Annotated in this window: 9 protein-coding genes, 3 rRNA genes and 2 pseudogenes (1 of these 14 cut by a window edge); 7 read left to right on the plus strand and 7 right to left on the minus strand. The window is 57.8% G+C overall.

Going from position 1 to position 16,577, the window contains the following annotated elements; genetic code table 11:
- Positions 1–77: 77 nt before the first annotated feature.
- Complete coding sequence (locus ATI02_RS14720) at positions 78–416, plus strand: hypothetical protein (protein WP_038369138.1); 339 nt, start codon at positions 78–80, stop codon at positions 414–416.
- Positions 417–543: 127 nt separating this feature from the next.
- On the opposite strand, the gene lapD is transcribed toward ATI02_RS14720, so the two are convergent.
- Both lapD and lapG read right to left on the minus strand, forming a co-directional pair.
- Positions 544–2,490, minus strand: a complete 1,947-nt coding sequence (lapD, locus tag ATI02_RS14725) for a cyclic di-GMP receptor LapD (protein ID WP_100846648.1) — start codon at positions 2,488–2,490, stop codon at positions 544–546.
- A gap of 14 nt (positions 2,491–2,504) precedes the next feature.
- Positions 2,505–3,197, minus strand: coding sequence for a cysteine protease LapG (gene lapG / locus ATI02_RS14730; RefSeq protein WP_095190366.1), 693 nt, complete (start codon positions 3,195–3,197; stop codon positions 2,505–2,507).
- Positions 3,198–3,393: 196 nt separating this feature from the next.
- On the opposite strand from lapG, the gene ATI02_RS14735 reads away from it, so the two are divergent.
- From ATI02_RS14735 to ATI02_RS14755, 5 genes are all read left to right on the plus strand, one after another.
- Positions 3,394–4,104, plus strand: coding sequence for a GntR family transcriptional regulator (locus ATI02_RS14735; RefSeq protein WP_100846649.1), 711 nt, complete (start codon positions 3,394–3,396; stop codon positions 4,102–4,104).
- 765 nt (positions 4,105–4,869) lie between these two features.
- Positions 4,870–5,646, plus strand: a complete 777-nt coding sequence (locus ATI02_RS14740; RefSeq protein WP_100846650.1) for a DUF3050 domain-containing protein — start codon at positions 4,870–4,872, stop codon at positions 5,644–5,646.
- On the plus strand, positions 5,643–6,572 hold the full coding sequence (locus ATI02_RS14745; RefSeq protein WP_100846651.1) for a diiron oxygenase: 930 nt from the start codon (positions 5,643–5,645) through the stop codon (positions 6,570–6,572). The genes ATI02_RS14740 and ATI02_RS14745 overlap by 4 nt, the downstream gene beginning before the upstream one ends.
- A 10-nt stretch (positions 6,573–6,582) precedes the next feature.
- Positions 6,583–9,978, plus strand: coding sequence for an amino acid adenylation domain-containing protein (locus ATI02_RS14750; protein WP_100846652.1), 3,396 nt, complete (start codon positions 6,583–6,585; stop codon positions 9,976–9,978).
- A 22-nt stretch (positions 9,979–10,000) separates the two neighbouring features.
- Positions 10,001–10,468 carry an SRPBCC family protein gene (locus ATI02_RS14755; RefSeq protein ID WP_095190361.1) on the plus strand — a complete coding sequence of 156 codons (468 nt, stop codon included), beginning with the start codon at positions 10,001–10,003 and terminating at the stop codon, positions 10,466–10,468.
- Positions 10,469–10,603: 135 nt separating this feature from the next.
- Here the strand turns inward: ATI02_RS14755 and ATI02_RS33310 are convergent, their stop codons facing one another.
- Positions 10,604–11,389 (minus strand): methyl-accepting chemotaxis protein, encoded by a 786-nt coding sequence (locus ATI02_RS33310; protein WP_371857642.1) that lies wholly within the window; start codon positions 11,387–11,389, stop codon positions 10,604–10,606.
- A 69-nt stretch (positions 11,390–11,458) separates the two neighbouring features.
- Positions 11,459–12,538 (minus strand): annotated as a pseudogene (locus tag ATI02_RS33315) (HAMP domain-containing protein); the annotation flags it as partial.
- A 350-nt stretch (positions 12,539–12,888) separates the two neighbouring features.
- Between ATI02_RS33315 and ATI02_RS32685 the strand changes: the two are divergent.
- A pseudogene (locus ATI02_RS32685) lies at positions 12,889–13,359 on the plus strand (TonB-dependent receptor domain-containing protein); the annotation flags it as partial.
- Between the two features lie 263 nt (positions 13,360–13,622).
- Here the strand turns inward: ATI02_RS32685 and rrf (ATI02_RS14775) are convergent.
- The 3 genes from rrf (ATI02_RS14775) to ATI02_RS14785 all read right to left on the minus strand — a co-directional run.
- Positions 13,623–13,738 (minus strand): 5S ribosomal RNA (gene rrf, locus ATI02_RS14775).
- A 106-nt stretch (positions 13,739–13,844) separates the two neighbouring features.
- Positions 13,845–13,960, minus strand: a 5S ribosomal RNA gene (gene rrf / locus ATI02_RS14780).
- Between the two features lie 152 nt (positions 13,961–14,112).
- Positions 14,113–16,577, minus strand: a 23S ribosomal RNA gene (locus ATI02_RS14785) (it continues 429 nt past the right edge of the window).

Below are 16,577 nucleotides of genomic sequence, written 5' to 3' on the forward strand. Positions count from 1 at the left end.
GTCGGCGCACCGCATACTTGCGCGCAGTTGGCTATGCTGCTGACAGCATGACGCTGGTTCTTTCTGAGGGATGCTCAATGTTTTACGTGCAACGCGATGCGCAAGGCCAGTTGATTCGCGTGGAAGCTGCAGCCTACGCCGAGGCCACGGAAACGCTGCCGGCCGACCACCATGAAATCCAGGCGTGGTACGCCAACGAAGCCGTGGAAAACAGCCTCAAACAGCTCAAGCAGAGCGACTTTGAAATGATTCGGGTACTCGACGACCTGATTCAGGTGCTGACCCAGAAAGGCGTGATCCGCGTCACCGACCTGCCGCCGGCGGCGCAGGCCAAGTTGATGGACCGGACCCAGGCGCGTGAGGCGCTGGGTGGGTTGAGTCAGCTCATTGATGAAGATGAAGGCGGCTTGATCTGACCCTGGACCCTTGGTGACTGCACTGACCCTTTCGCGAGCAGGCTCGCTCCCACACTGGTATGCATTTCAAATGTGGGAGCGAGCCTGCTCGCGAAGGCGGCATCACTGACGCCATCGCACTAAAAGACTACTGCCAGGGCTTGGGCTCACCGAACAACTGCCCCTGAACCCCATACAATCCCATCTCGCGAATCACCGACAACTCCCCTTCCGTTTCCACCCGCTCGGCAATCAGCGGCAGATCAATGCTGTGTGCCGCACGCTGAATCGCCTCGATGAACAGGCGCTTGTCGCTCTCCTGATCAATCGCCCGAATGTAGCTGCCATCAATCTTCAAGTACGCCAGACCCAGCCGTGCCAGGTTGCCGATCATGCTGAAGCGCCCACCAAAACGTTGCAGGCTGAGCGAGAAACCAAGCTCACGCAGACGTCGGGTCAACTGCTCCAGCACTGCTTGCTCTGGCAGTTGCTCTTCGCCGATCTCCAGGGTCAAGCGTTCGCCGAGGTTGGAATGCGCCCGCAGAATCTCGAACACTTTGTTCAACGCCTGGGAATCGGCCAGGGTCGCCGAAGACAGGTTCAGCGCCAGCGAATCCTCATGCTCTTTCATCTGCTCGAGTACGCGCTCGAGCATCAGCCGATCCAGCCGTGCGGTCCAGCCGAAACGCTCCAGCCACGGCAGGAAACGCCCGGCAGGAATAGTCTGGCCCTGTTCGTCGAGCAAGCGTGACAGCACCTTGTAATGCAGCACCAGTTGCGTGTCCTGAGCGGCCACCACCGGTTGGAAATAGAGCTCAAAACGCTGCTGACTCAAGGCCTGATCGAGCAAGCGATGCCAGGCGTGGTGATCGTCACCCACGTCCGCCGTCAGGCTTTGATCGATGCACGCCCAGTTCTGCTCGCCCTGCCCCTCGGCCTGCGCCAGCGCCTGATCGCCGAGCGTCAGCACCGCTTGCGGCGAGTCGCCGTGAGCGAATGGCGCCAGGCCGATGGAGGCCACGGCCGGCACATCGGTTGCGCCCGTGGCGTGCAAGCTGCTCAGGGCGGCGTCGAGGTTCTGCGCCAGTTGCAGCGCTTCCTCACGCACCAGCCCCGGCGCCAGCACGGCGAATTCGCCGCCGCGAATACGGGTAACAAGGTTCTGGGTTTCCGGGTATTTGGCGCATTCACGCGACAACTGCTGGCCGACCGCTTTCAACAATTCATCGGTGCGCTGACCGCCCAGACGTTGGTTGAGCCCGGCCAGATCCTTGATCCGCAACAGCAGCAGATAACCGGAACTGGCTTGCTCCGGATTGCTCACCCGATTGTGCAGCTGCATTTCGAAATAGCGCCGGTTGGCCAAACCGGTGAGGTTGTCCTGATAGGACTCGGTGCGCAGTTTTTCACTGCGCTCGGCCTGCTCCTGAAACAGCGCCTTGAGCTTCTCGACCATCTGGTTCATCGCCAGCACCACGCGGCGCAATTCAGGCGTGCGCGGCAGCTCCGGCAGGCTGAGGAATTCACGGCGGGCGATGGCGTGGGATTGCTTGACCATGTAATCCAGCGGCTTCAACTGCCGGCGCAGCAGCAGCGCGCCGAGCACGGCGCTCAGTGCGCCGCAGATCAGCAACCAGCCAAGGCTGCCCAACGCGCTCTGCCACAGCTTGGCCACGGCAAACATCGGATGGCTGACCACCTCGACCCGCGCCGCCTGCTCCCAGCCACGGCTGACCAACGCATCGCCACCGGCAGGCTCGAGGCCGATCAGGTTGACGAACCAGTCCGGCACATTGGTGACGGCCGGAATGCCGCTGCGCTCGACGATGGTCTGTTCAGTTTTCAGATCCACCACGCGGATGCTCGCGTAATAGCCGCTGTCGAAAATCGAGCTGACCAGCAACTCGACCATTGCCGGGTCGTCGATATTCGGCGTCAGCGACAACGCCAGCGCCGTGGCGGCGTCCTGGGCGTGGGAGCGCAACTGGTTGACGTACTGGGTACGCGAGCTCTCCAGACTGACCATGAAGCTGCCGGTAAAGGCGACCACCAGGAACAGACAGATAGCGAGCAACAGCTGTTTGAACAAAGACATCTGAGCGCATGCTCCTAGTTAGTCGTCTCGACCGGAAAACCTTCGGCCTGCATTTTTTTCAACACATCCTGCCAGCGCGACAGGCGTTTGGTGTCACCGACCTTTTTATTGCCCTTGGCCCCCGGCAAATACAGGCCTTCAGCATTGAAAGAGTAGACTGGCAGCAAATCGGTTCGCTGGGACGCAGGCTGAATCGGATCGATCAGGCTGTCGAGCACCAGCGGCATCGCATCAGGGGTGGAATAGTACGTCAGCACCATGTGTGCGCGGTTCTGGCGCAGGGCCTTGACGTAGGTGATGCGCAGCTTGTCACTGGAAACCCCGAGATGGCGCAGGCTGAAATACTTGGCGATCGCATAATCCTCGCAGTCGCCGGCGCCCTTCCACAGTGCTTCGATCGGTGTTTCCCAATAGTCGACCTCGCGCCACAGGTCGATATCCTCGACGTAGCGCACCTGTTTGTTGAAAAACAGGTTCACCACTTTGAGCTTTTCCATCTCGCTGACCTGTTTTTGCGTGGCCAGCAGATTTTGCCATGCGTCGATCCGTTGCTGCCCGGCGCCCAGCGGGCCGTAAAGTGCTGTAGCTTTGCGGCTGATCGCGGAAAAATCCCAATCGGCATGCAGACCGCCCAGCATGACGCCGGCCAGCAGCAGTGCGCAGCCTAGCCAGCGCAGAGTCCGGGGGATCGCGAAACGTACCGCCACAGCAGGTTTCCAGGAGGCAGGAAGGAAAGCGTTCGATGGTGAAGCTTAGCCCGTTAAAAAACAATGGCACCATGAGATCATCACGACCGCGCTAAACTGATAAAAGCCACTGAACCGTTACACGGTTTGACAAGCTGTACTGCAATCACTAGTGTCATTTGGATCCACATTCCGCCGACATACAGGGTGCGTAGTCGTGACACAGAAGCCCAAGCCGCTGCAAAGCATCAAAGTCGATGGGCCAATTCCCGCACACTTGGCTCGGTCAATCATTGAAGAAACCCTGCGCGCCGCTATCGTTGATGGTCGTTTGCCTTGCGGAACCGCCCTGCGCCAGCAGGATCTGGCCGATCTTTTCGGTGTCAGCCGCATGCCTGTGCGCGAAGCCTTGCGCCAACTCGAGGCGCAGGAACTGCTGACTGTGACCACGCACAAAGGCGCTGTGGTTGCGCCACTGATTCAAGGCGATGCCACGGAAACCTATGAGTTGCGGATCCTGCTCGAAGCCGAAGCCATGCGCCAGTCCATTCCGTTGCTGACCGCTGCCGATCATGCGCAGGCAGTCAGCTTCATCGAAGAGCTCGAGGCTCAACGCGACTACACGGAAATCGGCCGGCTCAACCGCCTGTTCCACATGGCGCTGTATGGCAAGGCGTCCAACCAGCGTCTGCTGCGTCTGGTCGAAGACGGTCTCAACGAAGAGGAACGCTTCCTGCGCTTCAACCTCGAAGCCATGGGCCTGGGCAAACTATCCCAGGACGACCACCGCGCCATGCTGCAAGCGGTGGTCGACCGTGATATCGAACTCGCGATCACGCTGCTCAAACAGCACCTCAACCGCGGTGTCGACGTCATCACCCGCTACCTCGAAAGCCCTGCCGGGCAAAACCGCAAAGCCGCACACTAATCCCTGCCCGCCGGGCTGGCCACCGCGCCCGCCCGGCGAATAACCCGCTTACAAATCCCCCATCCCTGCGCCACGAATCCGCTGGCATATCCACATCTTCGCTCTAACCTCCCTGCGCCGATCAGCCCGAAAGTTGCACCCTCGAAGTGACGAATCGGTAATAGCCGTCACGGCCATTTACCCTCACTCTTGAGCAGCCAACCCAATAAAGAACGGGCGACGCACCGCACCGCCGGCGCAGTCCCCGCAACAGGAACCTACGGAAGGAGCCTTGTCACGGGAAAAGGAAAGAATCGGCATCGTTCCGGGCCCACTTTCATCCCCTCAATAACTTTCAATCTCTTCATTAAAAAGTTGCTTCGAGTGAGGCATTCACTCTGTTTATTCGATTTTGGTCTTTATTGACTGAAAGGAGCAACTTCGCCCCAATAAAACTTAATCAAATAGTTTTATCGGCAACTCTCACACTTGAAAAACCGACAACCGAAAATAATAAAAAATATACTTGTTAAGTTGTTTGGCGATGCATTAGCTTTTCTCCGCCGAGCTTGAACATCCCATTCCAGAAGGGCACAAGCTGAACGCACGACTATAACCGTGGCGGTGCATTGCCCGATTACTGTGCTGTTCTACCTATACACCAGCGCAACTTCATTGATTGTCATGAGGCTGCCGCTCGCCTGGAAAAGAATAACAAGCCGCTGTTCCATTGATAACGAAGTTGAAAAAACACTCCCATTTCATATCAAGGATAAAGGCCCCATCATGTCTCAAACAAAGCACCAACTCGCCCTGAAAAAAGCTGAACTCAGCGCTCACCCGATCTTTGCCGAAATCGATTCAATGACCGTCTTGCGCCGTTTCATGGAGACCCACGTATTTGCCGTCTGGGATTTCATGTCGCTGACCAAACGCCTGCAACAGGAACTGACCTGCACTCGTCTACCCTGGCTGCCACCGCGCGATCCGCATGCCGCACGCCTGATCAACGAAATCGTCCTCGGTGAGGAATCCGACGACCGCTTGAGCAATGGTCATTACAGCCATTTCGAGCTGTATCTGGATGCGATGCGCGAAGTCGGTGCGAGCACCGCGGCCGTCGAACGCTTCGTTGCACTGCAACACGAAGGCGTGAGTTACGAAGTCGCACTGCAAAGCGTCGAGGTCGACCCAGCCGCCGCGCAGTTTGTCCGCGACACCCTGCGCACGGCGTTGCATGCACCGGCACACAGCGTGGCCGCCGCGTTCCTGCATGGTCGCGAGAGCGTGATCCCGACCATGTTCCAGCGCATTCTGGACGACTGGGGCATCGGCATCGAACAGGCACCGACCTTCCGCTACTACCTGGAGCGGCACATCGAAGTCGACTCCGAAGATCACGGCCCGGCGGCAGAGCAACTGCTTGAGCGCCTGGTCGATGGCGACACACAGCGTGAGGCCGAGGTCTACGCCAGTGCCATCGCCGCCGTCGAAAGCCGCATCGCCCTGTGGGACGGCCTGCGCATGAGCATGCGCGAACCCTTGGCGGAGGTGGCCCAATGAACGCCGCCGACTATCAATCGTTCGCCGATGCCTGGGAAAGCCGCGCGACTATCCGCACTCGCCCGCGCCGTGTGCTGGAAAACGACGAGCGCCTGATCTATCCGCTCAGCCGCCAACCCTTGGTGCTCAGCGAAACCTTCCTGCGCGAGTGCCCCGAGCAGCGTGATTTCGCCCTCGTGCAGACGCTGTACAAGTTCATCAACGACGTGGTGATTTTCGAGACCGAAATCGTCGACAAGACCGCACGCAGCATCGCCAAGAACCGCTTCGCCGTGACCTTCCCGTTCGCTTGCCGTTACGACGCGATGACCGTGGTAGTCGACGAGGACTACCACGCGCTGGTGGCGATGGATTTCATGCAGCAGACGGAGGCCATGACCGGCATAGCGCCGATCGAGTTGCCCGATGAAATCGAGTTAAGCCGGGCGATTCCCGTTGCCGTCGCACTGGCACCGGAGCACCTGCGCAGCGCGGTGGAGCTGATCTGCGTGGCCATCGCCGAAAACACCGTGACCGGCGACGTCGCGGCGTTCGCCCGGGACGATACGGTCAAGCCATCGATCAAGGGGCTGATGGCCGACCACCTGCTCGACGAGGGCCGCCACTCGAGTTTCTGGGCGCGAATGGTGCGCATCTATTGGCACACCGCAAACGATGCGGATCGCGAAACCATTGCGCAGATCCTCCCGGTGTTCATAGGCCATTACCTGACCAACGACATCCAGAAAACCTTCGACCTGCGCCTGATCGACGCCCTGCCGGTGAGTGAAGCGACGCGCCGTTCACTCCGTGACGAAGTCGCCGGACTGGCCTTCCCGATCAACCGCCACCATCCGCTGGTGGGCAACATCATCAAGTTTTTCCACAACAGTTCGCTGCTCGACACACCGTGCGTGCAGCACGCCCTGCGCAATTATCTGGTTTGAGGAGGCCGGCATGAGACGTCTCGACATTTTGCTGATTGGGGCCAGCCAGGCCATGACCGACCTGGCGCAGGAACTCGAACAACACGGTCATTCACTGGCGCGAAGCGGCGCTGCAACATCAACGATGAATTTGATCATCGACGATGGCTTCATTGCCGCTGGCGATTTCTGCCTCATCCCACACTTGCATCTGCGCCTGGGGGTCGGTGCGCAAAGCCTTGCAGGTTTGCCGACACTCGATTTGCTGTGCTTCCTCGGCTCGTCACTGATCAGCCGCGTGCCAATTGGCGATGAGCCGTCGGGCAACGGTCAGACACTGCGGCAGAGGGTGCTGGCGCACGTGGTGGACGAAGTATCGTTGCTGGTCAGCCGCTTCTCCCGCGACGCTGAATATTTTCAGCAGGTCGCTTCGGTGACCGCGCCGGATTTTGAACGGATGGAAAACCTGCTGTTTCTCGACAGCCTGGCTTACGTCCATCGCCTCAATGACACGACGAATGTGCCACTGCTGCAACAAGCGCAGATCCCGCTGATCGAGCGTCTGCAACAGAGCCTGATCCGTCATGCTGATCTTCCGGCGCTGCACCTCGCCGAGCAGTCGATCAGCTATCGCCAGTTGCATGCGTACAGTCGGGCGATTCAACAGCGCTTGCAGCCCCTGCTCGACCAGCATCCGCAACCCTGGGTCGTCGGCATTTGCCTGCCGAAAAGCCCCACGCTGTTCGCCTCGATTCTAGCGATCCTCGGCAGCGGCGCGGTGTACTTGCCGCTGGAGCCGAGCCATCCGTTGCAGCGCCAGCAATACATCCTGGAGAACGCCGGCGCCTTGCTGTTGTTGCATGACGGTGAGCATCCACTGAGCGAGATGATGCCGGGGCTGGATGTCAGCCGTATCGACAGCCTCGACGCCGACCTCTCGCAACCGCTGATGCGCCAACGTCCCGAACTCGACGCACCGTGCATGGCGCTCTACACCTCGGGCACCACCGGACACCCGAAGGGTGTGCTGCTCAGTCAGGCCAACCTTGCACACTTCACTGCGTGGTACGCCGACTACACGCAACTGGAGGCCGAGAGTCGGGTGTTGCAGTTCTCTTCGCTGAGTTTCGACTCGTCGCTGATAGACATCTTCCCGACCCTGCTCGAAGGCGCCGAACTGGTGGTGCCCGACGACACGCAACGGCGCGATCCGCTGCAACTGGTCGCACTGATCCGCCGCCGGCAACTGACCCACGCCTTCCTGCCGCCAGCACTGTTGAGCATCCTGCCGCTGGAGCAACTGCAAGGCGTGCAACACGTGATGACCGGCGGTGATGTCTGCGAGCCATTCGTCATCGAGCAACTCACGCGTCAGGGCAAACTGCACAACCTCTACGGCCCCACCGAAGCCACGGTGCTGATCACCGCCCGGCAGCTCAAACCCGGTGACAGTAATCGCAGCCTCGGCGCACCGATCGCCAACAGTCAGGTGCTGATTCTCGATGACGATCTGCAACCCGTAGAGGAGCAAACCGTCGGTGAATTGTTCATCGTTGGCCCCGGCGTCTGCCTCGGTTATCTGAACAATCCGCAGCAGACTGCCGAGCGCTATCTGACCCTGCAACTGCCGGACGGCACTACGTTGCGCGCCTACCGCAGTGGCGACATGGCCAAATGGGGTGAGCACGGCATCGAGCTGTGCGGACGGCGCGACAATCAGGTGAAGATCCGCGGTTTCCGGGTCGAGCCGGAAGAGATCGAACGCTGCCTGCGCGAGAGTCAGTTGTACCGGCAAATCGCCGTGGTGATCGACAGTCAGCGGCGAATTCTGGCGTTTCTCGCCCAGCCGCAATCGGATGATGCTCGAGATGCCTTGAAGGCCCACGCCCAGCAGTTTTTGCCGGACTACATGCAACCGGTGGCATGGACTGAACTGTCGGGCATGCCCTTCGCCAGCAACGGCAAAGTCGACCGTAAAGCCTTGCTGGCACTGCCAGTGAGCGTGCAGGACAGCGGCCCGAAATGCCTGCCGGAAAATGCCGATGAGGCGTTGCTGCTGGAGATCTGGGCGGAGTTGCTGGAGCTGCCAACCAGCGACATTTCCACCGACGAGAGCTTCTTCAATCTCGGTGGTCACTCGATTTTGCTGTCGCGCATGCTGTTGCGACTGCGTGAAGAGTTCGGTCGCAGCATCTCGATCAATCGCTTCATCGAACTGCCGACGATCATCAAACTCGCCACGCTGGTACGCGGCACCGACGACAGCACCGTGCTCAGCGCCCAGGCCATGGCCGATGCCAAGCGCGCGCTGGATATCGAGCCGCTGCCAATCAGCCGTATGGGCGATGTGCACAAAGTCATCGTCACCGGCGCCAACAGTTTTGTCGGTGTGCACATCGTCGAGGCGCTACTCGGTTGGGGTGCCAGCGAAGTGGCGTGTCTGGTGCGCGACGGTGGCGGGCAAACGGCGGCGCAGCGCTTTGCGCAGGCATTGCGCGAGAACCGCCTCGAACATCTGGATCTGAGTCGGGTGCGGGTTTACTCGGCGGATATTTCCCGGCCGCAATTGGGTTTGACCGACGCGGATTACCAGAGGCTTGATCACGAGTTCGGCGCACTCGTGCACAACGCCGCCAACGTCAATCACGTACTCGATTACGAGTCGCTGGCGGCGGACAACGTCGAACCGATTTTCGAGCTGTTGCGCTTGTGTGAAGGGCGCAGCAAAAAAGTCTTCAATTTCGTCTCGACACTGTCGGCTTCAAGCACCGTTGACGCTGAGGGCCGGGTGCTGGAATTACCCGCCGCGCCGACACCTCCGATCTACATCCGCAATGGCTACAACCTGTCGAAGTGGGTGGGCGAACGCATCCTCGAACGAGCTCGCACGCTCGGGGTGCGGGTCAATCTGTATCGGCCCGGCAACATCAGTTTCAACAGCCTGAGCGGCGTCTGCCAACCGCATAAAAACCGCTTGATGCTGATGCTCAAAGGCTCGATCCAGCTAGGACAGGTGCCGGCCTTCGCGCTGAATTTCGACCTGATGCCGGTGGATTTTCTCGCCCGCTTCATTGCCTTTCACGCCAGCCGTTATTCGGCGCAACGCGCGGTGTTCAACCTGCACAACCCCGAGCCACTGAGTTGGGATGCCTACGTCGCCTCGTTCCGCGAAACCGGTAGCGAATTCGCGCTGGTCAGCGTTACCGACTGGCAGCAACAACTGGGGCGAGTCGACGCCAACAACGCGCTGTTCGGCGTGCTCGGCTTCTACCTCAACGGCTTCGAGGAAGACATCGGCGACATATCCCTGATCGGCCACGCCAACGCCGAGGCCGGCGTGCAACAGATGGGTGCGCATTACCCGGAAAAATCCTCGGCGCTGCTACGTCGCGGCTGCGATTACCTGAAAGAAATCAACTTCATCTAGTTCATCACAAAGGAGCAACACCATGAGCACTCTGCAACCCGACACCCTGATCAAAAACCCGCACGGCTGCCACGTCGTGTCTTCGGTAGAAGTGCCAACGGACGCCGCGCAAGTCTGGGCGGTGGTCGGCAACTTTGGCGGTTTCGACCAATTCATTCCGGCACTGTCGCACATCGAAATGACCGGTGAGGGCGTGTCCTCGCTGCGCAAGAAATTCTTCAAGGACGGCAATGTGGTGGTTGAACAACTCAACTCCCGCGATGAACAGGCGCGGAGCATGACCTGGACAACGATCTACAACACGTTAGGTGTGGCCAATCTGTGGGCGGCGATGAATGTGGAGTCGCTGGGGGAAGGCAAGTCGCGGGCGACCTGGACGATCATTGCCGAGCCTGCCAGCGGGGGGGCCGAGGCGTTGCCTGGGTTCAAGGATTTTGTGCAGGGGTTTGCCGATGATGCGATGGGGAATGTTTTTAAGCTGTTTGTTTAAGGCCTGAGCTCAGCGTTGGCTGAGCTACCGCTTTCGCGAGCAAGCCCGCTCCCACAGGATCTTGGTCGTACACAACTATTGTGTGCGCCCAAAAACTTGTGGGAGCGAGCTTGCCCGCGAAGAACGATAACGCGGTCAGATTTTGAAACTGTCGACCAACTGCTTCAGGCGATTGGCCTGCTGCGACAACGCATCACAATCCTTCAACGTCTCGTTGAGGTTGGCGACGCTCTGCTGGTTCAACAGGTTGATCTGGTTAACGTCAACGTTGAGGGTTTCCACCACCGCCGTCTGCTCTTCAGTGGCAGCAGCCACCGATTGGTTCATACCGTCGATTTCGCCGATGCGCTGGGTCACGCTGACCAGACGCAAACCGGCCTGGTTCGCTACTTCAACACTCTGCTCGCTGGACGCCTGACTGGCGTTCATAGTGCTCACCGCTTCACGCGAACCAACCTGCAACGAAGTGATCATCTTGTGGATCTCTTCCGCCGATTCCTGGGTACGGTGGGCGAGGTTACGCACCTCGTCCGCCACCACCGCAAAACCACGCCCGGCTTCACCGGCACGCGCCGCCTCGATGGCCGCGTTGAGCGCCAACAGATTGGTCTGCTGCGAGATGCCTTTGATCACATCGAGGATGTGGCCGATGTTGTCGGTGCTGGCATTCAGGGTTTCGATCTGGGTGCACGACAGGCTGATCTTCTGCGACAACTCGGTCATCGCCAGAATGGTTTGCTCAACCACTTGGCGACCGTCATCGGCCTGCTCGCTCGCGCCGCTGGCGTGTTGCGAAGCATCGGCGGCGTTGCGGGCGATTTCCTGCGTGGCAGCGCCCAATTCGTTGATTGCAGCGGCCACGCTGTTGGTCCGTGCGCTTTGCTCATCGGAACCGACAATCGAGGCGTTCGAGGAAGCCATGACGCGTTGCGACAGGTCGTGTACGTGACGGGTCGCCGACGACACTTCGGAAATCGACGCGTGAATCCGTTCAACGAACTGGTTAAACGAACTGCCCAATTCACCGAACTCGTCCTTGCTCTCAACCACCAGGCGGCGGGTCAGATCGCCTTCGCCCTGAGCGATGTCCTGCATTGCACGGCCCATCGTGATCAGTGGACGCATCAGTACGGTGATCAACAGGCTAAGGAATACGGCAATGGCCCCCACCGCCACGAACATCGCGATCAACGCCGAGGTACGGAATTGGCTCAGTGCGGCGTAGGCTTTGTCGCGGTCAATCGACAGACCGATGTACCACTCGGCATTCGGCAGACCGGTGACCGGGGTGAACGACAGGATGCGTTCCTGACCATTGAGCACCACGTTCTGGTTGCCCTTCTCGATACGTACGCTGGAGTTCGGATAAATGTCCTTCAGGTTCTTCATCACCTGATCTTTGTCCGGGCTGACGATCACCTGACCGTCCCCGCTGACCAGGAACGCATGACCGAGGCCACCGAAGTCCACCGAGTTGATGATCTTCACCAGTGTTTCCAGGCTCAGGTCACCGCCAACGACGCCGAGCAGTTCGCCATTCTTCTTCACCGGCATCGCGATGGTCACCACCAGACCGCCGACGGCGGCCATGTAAGGCGGGGTTAGCATCGTCTTGTCGGCGGTGACTGCTTGCTTGTACCAAGGACGCTGACGCGGGTCATAACTGTCCGGCATCTTTGCGTCCGGGCGCTGGGTGAACACACCGTTGGCCTGGCCGACATAGGTGAACTGGAAGTTCGAGGTGAACGCCGGCTGATCAACCAGGCCCGGGAAATCGGCGTCTTTGCCCTGATGAGCAACGTTCTGCGCGAGGTTTTCCAGCACCAGAATCCGCCCGCTCATCCAGTTCTGCACGCTGCTGGCGGTCAGATCACCGGCCTGTTGCACGGAGGACTGAAGGTTCTGGCGAATGGTATTTCGCTGCAGATAGTCGTTGTAGAGGGTGAACAAAGCGAAAGCCAGGACCACGACGCCCGAGGCGGCCAACAGGATTTTATGGCTGAACTTGAGATTCATTTCATGGGACTTCTTATGCAAAAGTGGGGATGCGTTGGGGATGCAACATTCCATGTAGCTCCAAATATCCAATAGCTGGCAGGCAGCTTTCTGATGGCCGCTCTACTTTGGTGCACGCATGTCTCACTAGTCTGTCGGCACGAATCGGAGAAATCTTAGGGCTGTGTAGGAAATGGATGGTATTTACGCCAAATTCCCGCCGAACGGCGTGCCAGAGCGCTCGAAGCAACGTTTTATTGAACGCTATTCGAGTGGTCGTTGCAAAAACTCAAGCCCTTGATAAAAAAGCGGCTAATTTTCATTTGTGACGTTAGGGCCATCGCGTTCATGCCCTCACCTGAGCTCGCAACATAGGGCGCTCTAAATAGCCATCACGGCTGGCTGAATACCTCGCTGCGCGCGTCTGGAGCAGCGGAGGCCTTGGGCCGATCAACGTGTTCAACCCGGTGATGGCGATTCGGCGATCGACATATACGGCGAGACGAACTATCTGCGTCGCCCGGAGTAGACCGGGGTTTATCTGCAAGACGTGATCGAGATAGACAAATGGCGCTTATCGCTGGGCCCGCGCCAGGACTGGGTCGAGACCTCTGACGAAAACCGCATCGCTGAAGCCGCGCGTCCTGAAGGCACTGAAATCAACCACCGTCGTCGTACCAAACTCACTGGCCACGCCGATCTATTCAATAGCGGTTTGGCGCCTTACGTCAGCTACTCCGAGTCGCTCACCCGAACTGGTTGCAGACAGCCCGGGCAACCCGTTGGCGCCTACAGATGGCCATATGAGCTCGCTGTGGGCTGACTATAGGTTCGACAGCGCGGCGCTCGATGGCCTTCATTTAGGCGGTGGTGTGCACCGTTCAGGGGGATTGTGGCTCTGGTTGTTGTTGCTACCCGAGCGTCTATGAAGCTCGAGTGCGTAAACCCACTGAAGCGTTGGGGTGACGCATCTGAGTTATCAACAGGCATACGACTGGGCAGTGTTTTGATTGTTGGGTTATCGGGGGCTGGCGTCTACATCTGGAGGCGCAAGTGGCAGGCTCGCACAGCAGCAAAGCTCGCGGAGCCGTTTAATTCTGTGGGCCCTGAAACGAGAAAACCCCTGTCTGCGTTAGCAGACAGGGGTCTCGGAATTCAATCTTGACGATGACCTACTCTCACATGGGGAAACCCCACACTACCATCGGCGATGCATCGTTTCACTTCTGAGTTCGGGATGGGATCAGGTGGTTCCAACGCTCTATGGTCGTCAAGAAATTCTGTAGCTGACTCGTCAACACGGTAACGTGCCAGCAAAAATGGGAACTTCTACTAAAAACAAAACCCCAATTGCTTTCGCAATTGGGGTTTCGGAATTTAATCTTGACGATGACCTACTCTCACATGGGGAAACCCCACACTACCATCGGCGATGCATCGTTTCACTGCTGAGTTCGGGATGGGATCAGGTGGTTCCAACGCTCTATGGTCGTCAAGAAATTCGGGTACTGAGTCGCGACCTGATGGCCTCGCTTCAGCAAATTGGGTATGTGACAGCTGTCGGTGTTTTGTGAACATCGAACTTTCGGTTCGTTTCGTCTTCACACACCGCAATCTGGTCTCTTCGACGCAAATTGCTTGGGTGTTATATGGTCAAGCCTCACGGGCAATTAGTATTGGTTAGCTCAACGCCTCACAGCGCTTACACACCCAACCTATCAACGTCGTAGTCTTCGACGGCCCTTCAGGGAACTCAAGGTTCCAGTGAGATCTCATCTTGAGGCAAGTTTCCCGCTTAGATGCTTTCAGCGGTTATCTTTCCCGAACATAGCTACCCGGCAATGCCACTGGCGTGACAACCGGAACACCAGAGGTTCGTCCACTCCGGTCCTCTCGTACTAGGAGCAGCCCCTCTCAAATCTCAAACGTCCACGGCAGATAGGGACCGAACTGTCTCACGACGTTCTAAACCCAGCTCGCGTACCACTTTAAATGGCGAACAGCCATACCCTTGGGACCGGCTTCAGCCCCAGGATGTGATGAGCCGACATCGAGGTGCCAAACACCGCCGTCGATATGAACTCTTGGGCGGTATCAGCCTGTTATCCCCGGAGTACCTTTTATCCGTTGAGCGATGGCCCTTCCATACAGAACCACCGGATCACTAAGACCTACTTTCGTACCTGCTCGACGTGTCTGTCTCGCAGTCAAGCGCGCTTTTGCCTTTATACTCTACGACCGATTTCCGACCGGTCTGAGCGCACCTTCGTACTCCTCCGTTACTCTTTAGGAGGAGACCGCCCCAGTCAAACTACCCACCATACACTGTCCTCGATCCGGATAACGGACCTGAGTTAGAACCTCAAAGTTGCCAGGGTGGTATTTCAAGGATGGCTCCACGCGAACTGGCGTCCACGCTTCAAAGCCTCCCACCTATCCTACACAAGCAAATTCAAAGTCCAGTGCAAAGCTATAGTAAAGGTTCACGGGGTCTTTCCGTCTAGCCGCGGATACACTGCATCTTCACAGCGATTTCAATTTCACTGAGTCTCGGGTGGAGACAGCGCCGCCATCGTTACGCCATTCGTGCAGGTCGGAACTTACCCGACAAGGAATTTCGCTACCTTAGGACCGTTATAGTTACGGCCGCCGTTTACCGGGGCTTCGATCAAGAGCTTCGCGTTAGCTAACCCCATCAATTAACCTTCCGGCACCGGGCAGGCGTCACACCCTATACGTCCACTTTCGTGTTTGCAGAGTGCTGTGTTTTTAATAAACAGTCGCAGCGGCCTGGTATCTTCGACCGGCATGAGCTTACGGAGCAAGTCCTTCACCCTCACCGGCGCACCTTCTCCCGAAGTTACGGTGCCATTTTGCCTAGTTCCTTCACCCGAGTTCTCTCAAGCGCCTTGGTATTCTCTACCCAACCACCTGTGTCGGTTTGGGGTACGGTTCCTGGTTACCTGAAGCTTAGAAGCTTTTCTTGGAAGCATGGCATCAACCACTTCGTGTTCTAAAAGAACACTCGTCATCAGCTCTCGGCCTTAAGATCCCGGATTTACCTAAGATCTCAGCCTACCACCTTAAACTTGGACAACCAACGCCAAGCTGGCCTAGCCTTCTCCGTCCCTCCATCGCAATAACCAGAAGTACAGGAATATTAACCTGTTTTCCATCGACTACGCTTTTCAGCCTCGCCTTAGGGACCGACTAACCCTGCGTCGATTAACGTTGCGCAGGAAACCTTGGTCTTTCGGCGTGGGTGTTTTTCACACCCATTGTCGTTACTCATGTCAGCATTCGCACTTCTGATACCTCCAGCAAGCTTCTCAACTCACCTTCACAGGCTTACAGAACGCTCCTCTACCGCATCATCCGAAGATGATACCCGTAGCTTCGGTGTATGGTTTGAGCCCCGTTACATCTTCCGCGCAGGCCGACTCGACTAGTGAGCTATTACGCTTTCTTTAAAGGGTGGCTGCTTCTAAGCCAACCTCCTAGCTGTCTAAGCCTTCCCACATCGTTTCCCACTTAACCATAACTTTGGGACCTTAGCTGACGGTCTGGGTTGTTTCCCTTTTCACGACGGACGTTAGCACCCGCCGTGTGTCTCCCATGCTCGGCACTTGTAGGTATTCGGAGTTTGCATCGGTTTGGTAAGTCGGGATGACCCCCTAGCCGAAACAGTGCTCTACCCCCTACAGTGATACATGAGGCGCTACCTAAATAGCTTTCGAGGAGAACCAGCTATCTCCGAGCTTGATTAGCCTTTCACTCCGATCCACAGGTCATCCGCTAACTTTTCAACGGTAGTCGGTTCGGTCCTCCAGTTAGTGTTACCCAACCTTCAACCTGCCCATGGATAGATCGCCCGGTTTCGGGTCTATTCCCAGCGACTAGACGCCCTATTAAGACTCGCTTTCGCTACGCCTCCCCTATTCGGTTAAGCTCGCCACTGAAAATAAGTCGCTGACCCATTATACAAAAGGTACGCAGTCACCCAACAAAGTGGGCTCCCACTGCTTGTACGCATACGGTTTCAGGATCTATTTCACTCCCCTCTCCGGGGTTCTTTTCGCCTTTCCCTCACGGTACTAGTTCACTATCGGTCAGT

This window comes from Pseudomonas baetica, assembly GCF_002813455.1.
Taxonomy (GTDB): Bacteria; Pseudomonadota; Gammaproteobacteria; order Pseudomonadales; family Pseudomonadaceae; genus Aquipseudomonas; species Aquipseudomonas baetica.

Bases quoted from the DNA above. Each gene is read 5' to 3' on its own strand.
- lapD (WP_100846648.1), bottom strand. From the start codon at position 2,490: ATGTCTTTGTTCAAACAGCTGTTGCTCGCTATCTGTCTGTTCCTGGTG.
- ATI02_RS33310 (WP_371857642.1), bottom strand. From the start codon at position 11,389: ATGGCTTCCTCGAACGCCTCGATTGTCGGTTCCGATGAGCAAAGCGCA.
- ATI02_RS14745 (WP_100846651.1), top strand. From the start codon at position 5,643: ATGAACGCCGCCGACTATCAATCGTTCGCCGATGCCTGGGAAAGCCGC.
- ATI02_RS14740 (WP_100846650.1), top strand. From the start codon at position 4,870: ATGTCTCAAACAAAGCACCAACTCGCCCTGAAAAAAGCTGAACTCAGC.
- ATI02_RS14755 (WP_095190361.1), top strand. From the start codon at position 10,001: ATGAGCACTCTGCAACCCGACACCCTGATCAAAAACCCGCACGGCTGC.
- ATI02_RS14720 (WP_038369138.1), top strand. From the start codon at position 78: ATGTTTTACGTGCAACGCGATGCGCAAGGCCAGTTGATTCGCGTGGAA.
- ATI02_RS14750 (WP_100846652.1), top strand. From the start codon at position 6,583: ATGAGACGTCTCGACATTTTGCTGATTGGGGCCAGCCAGGCCATGACC.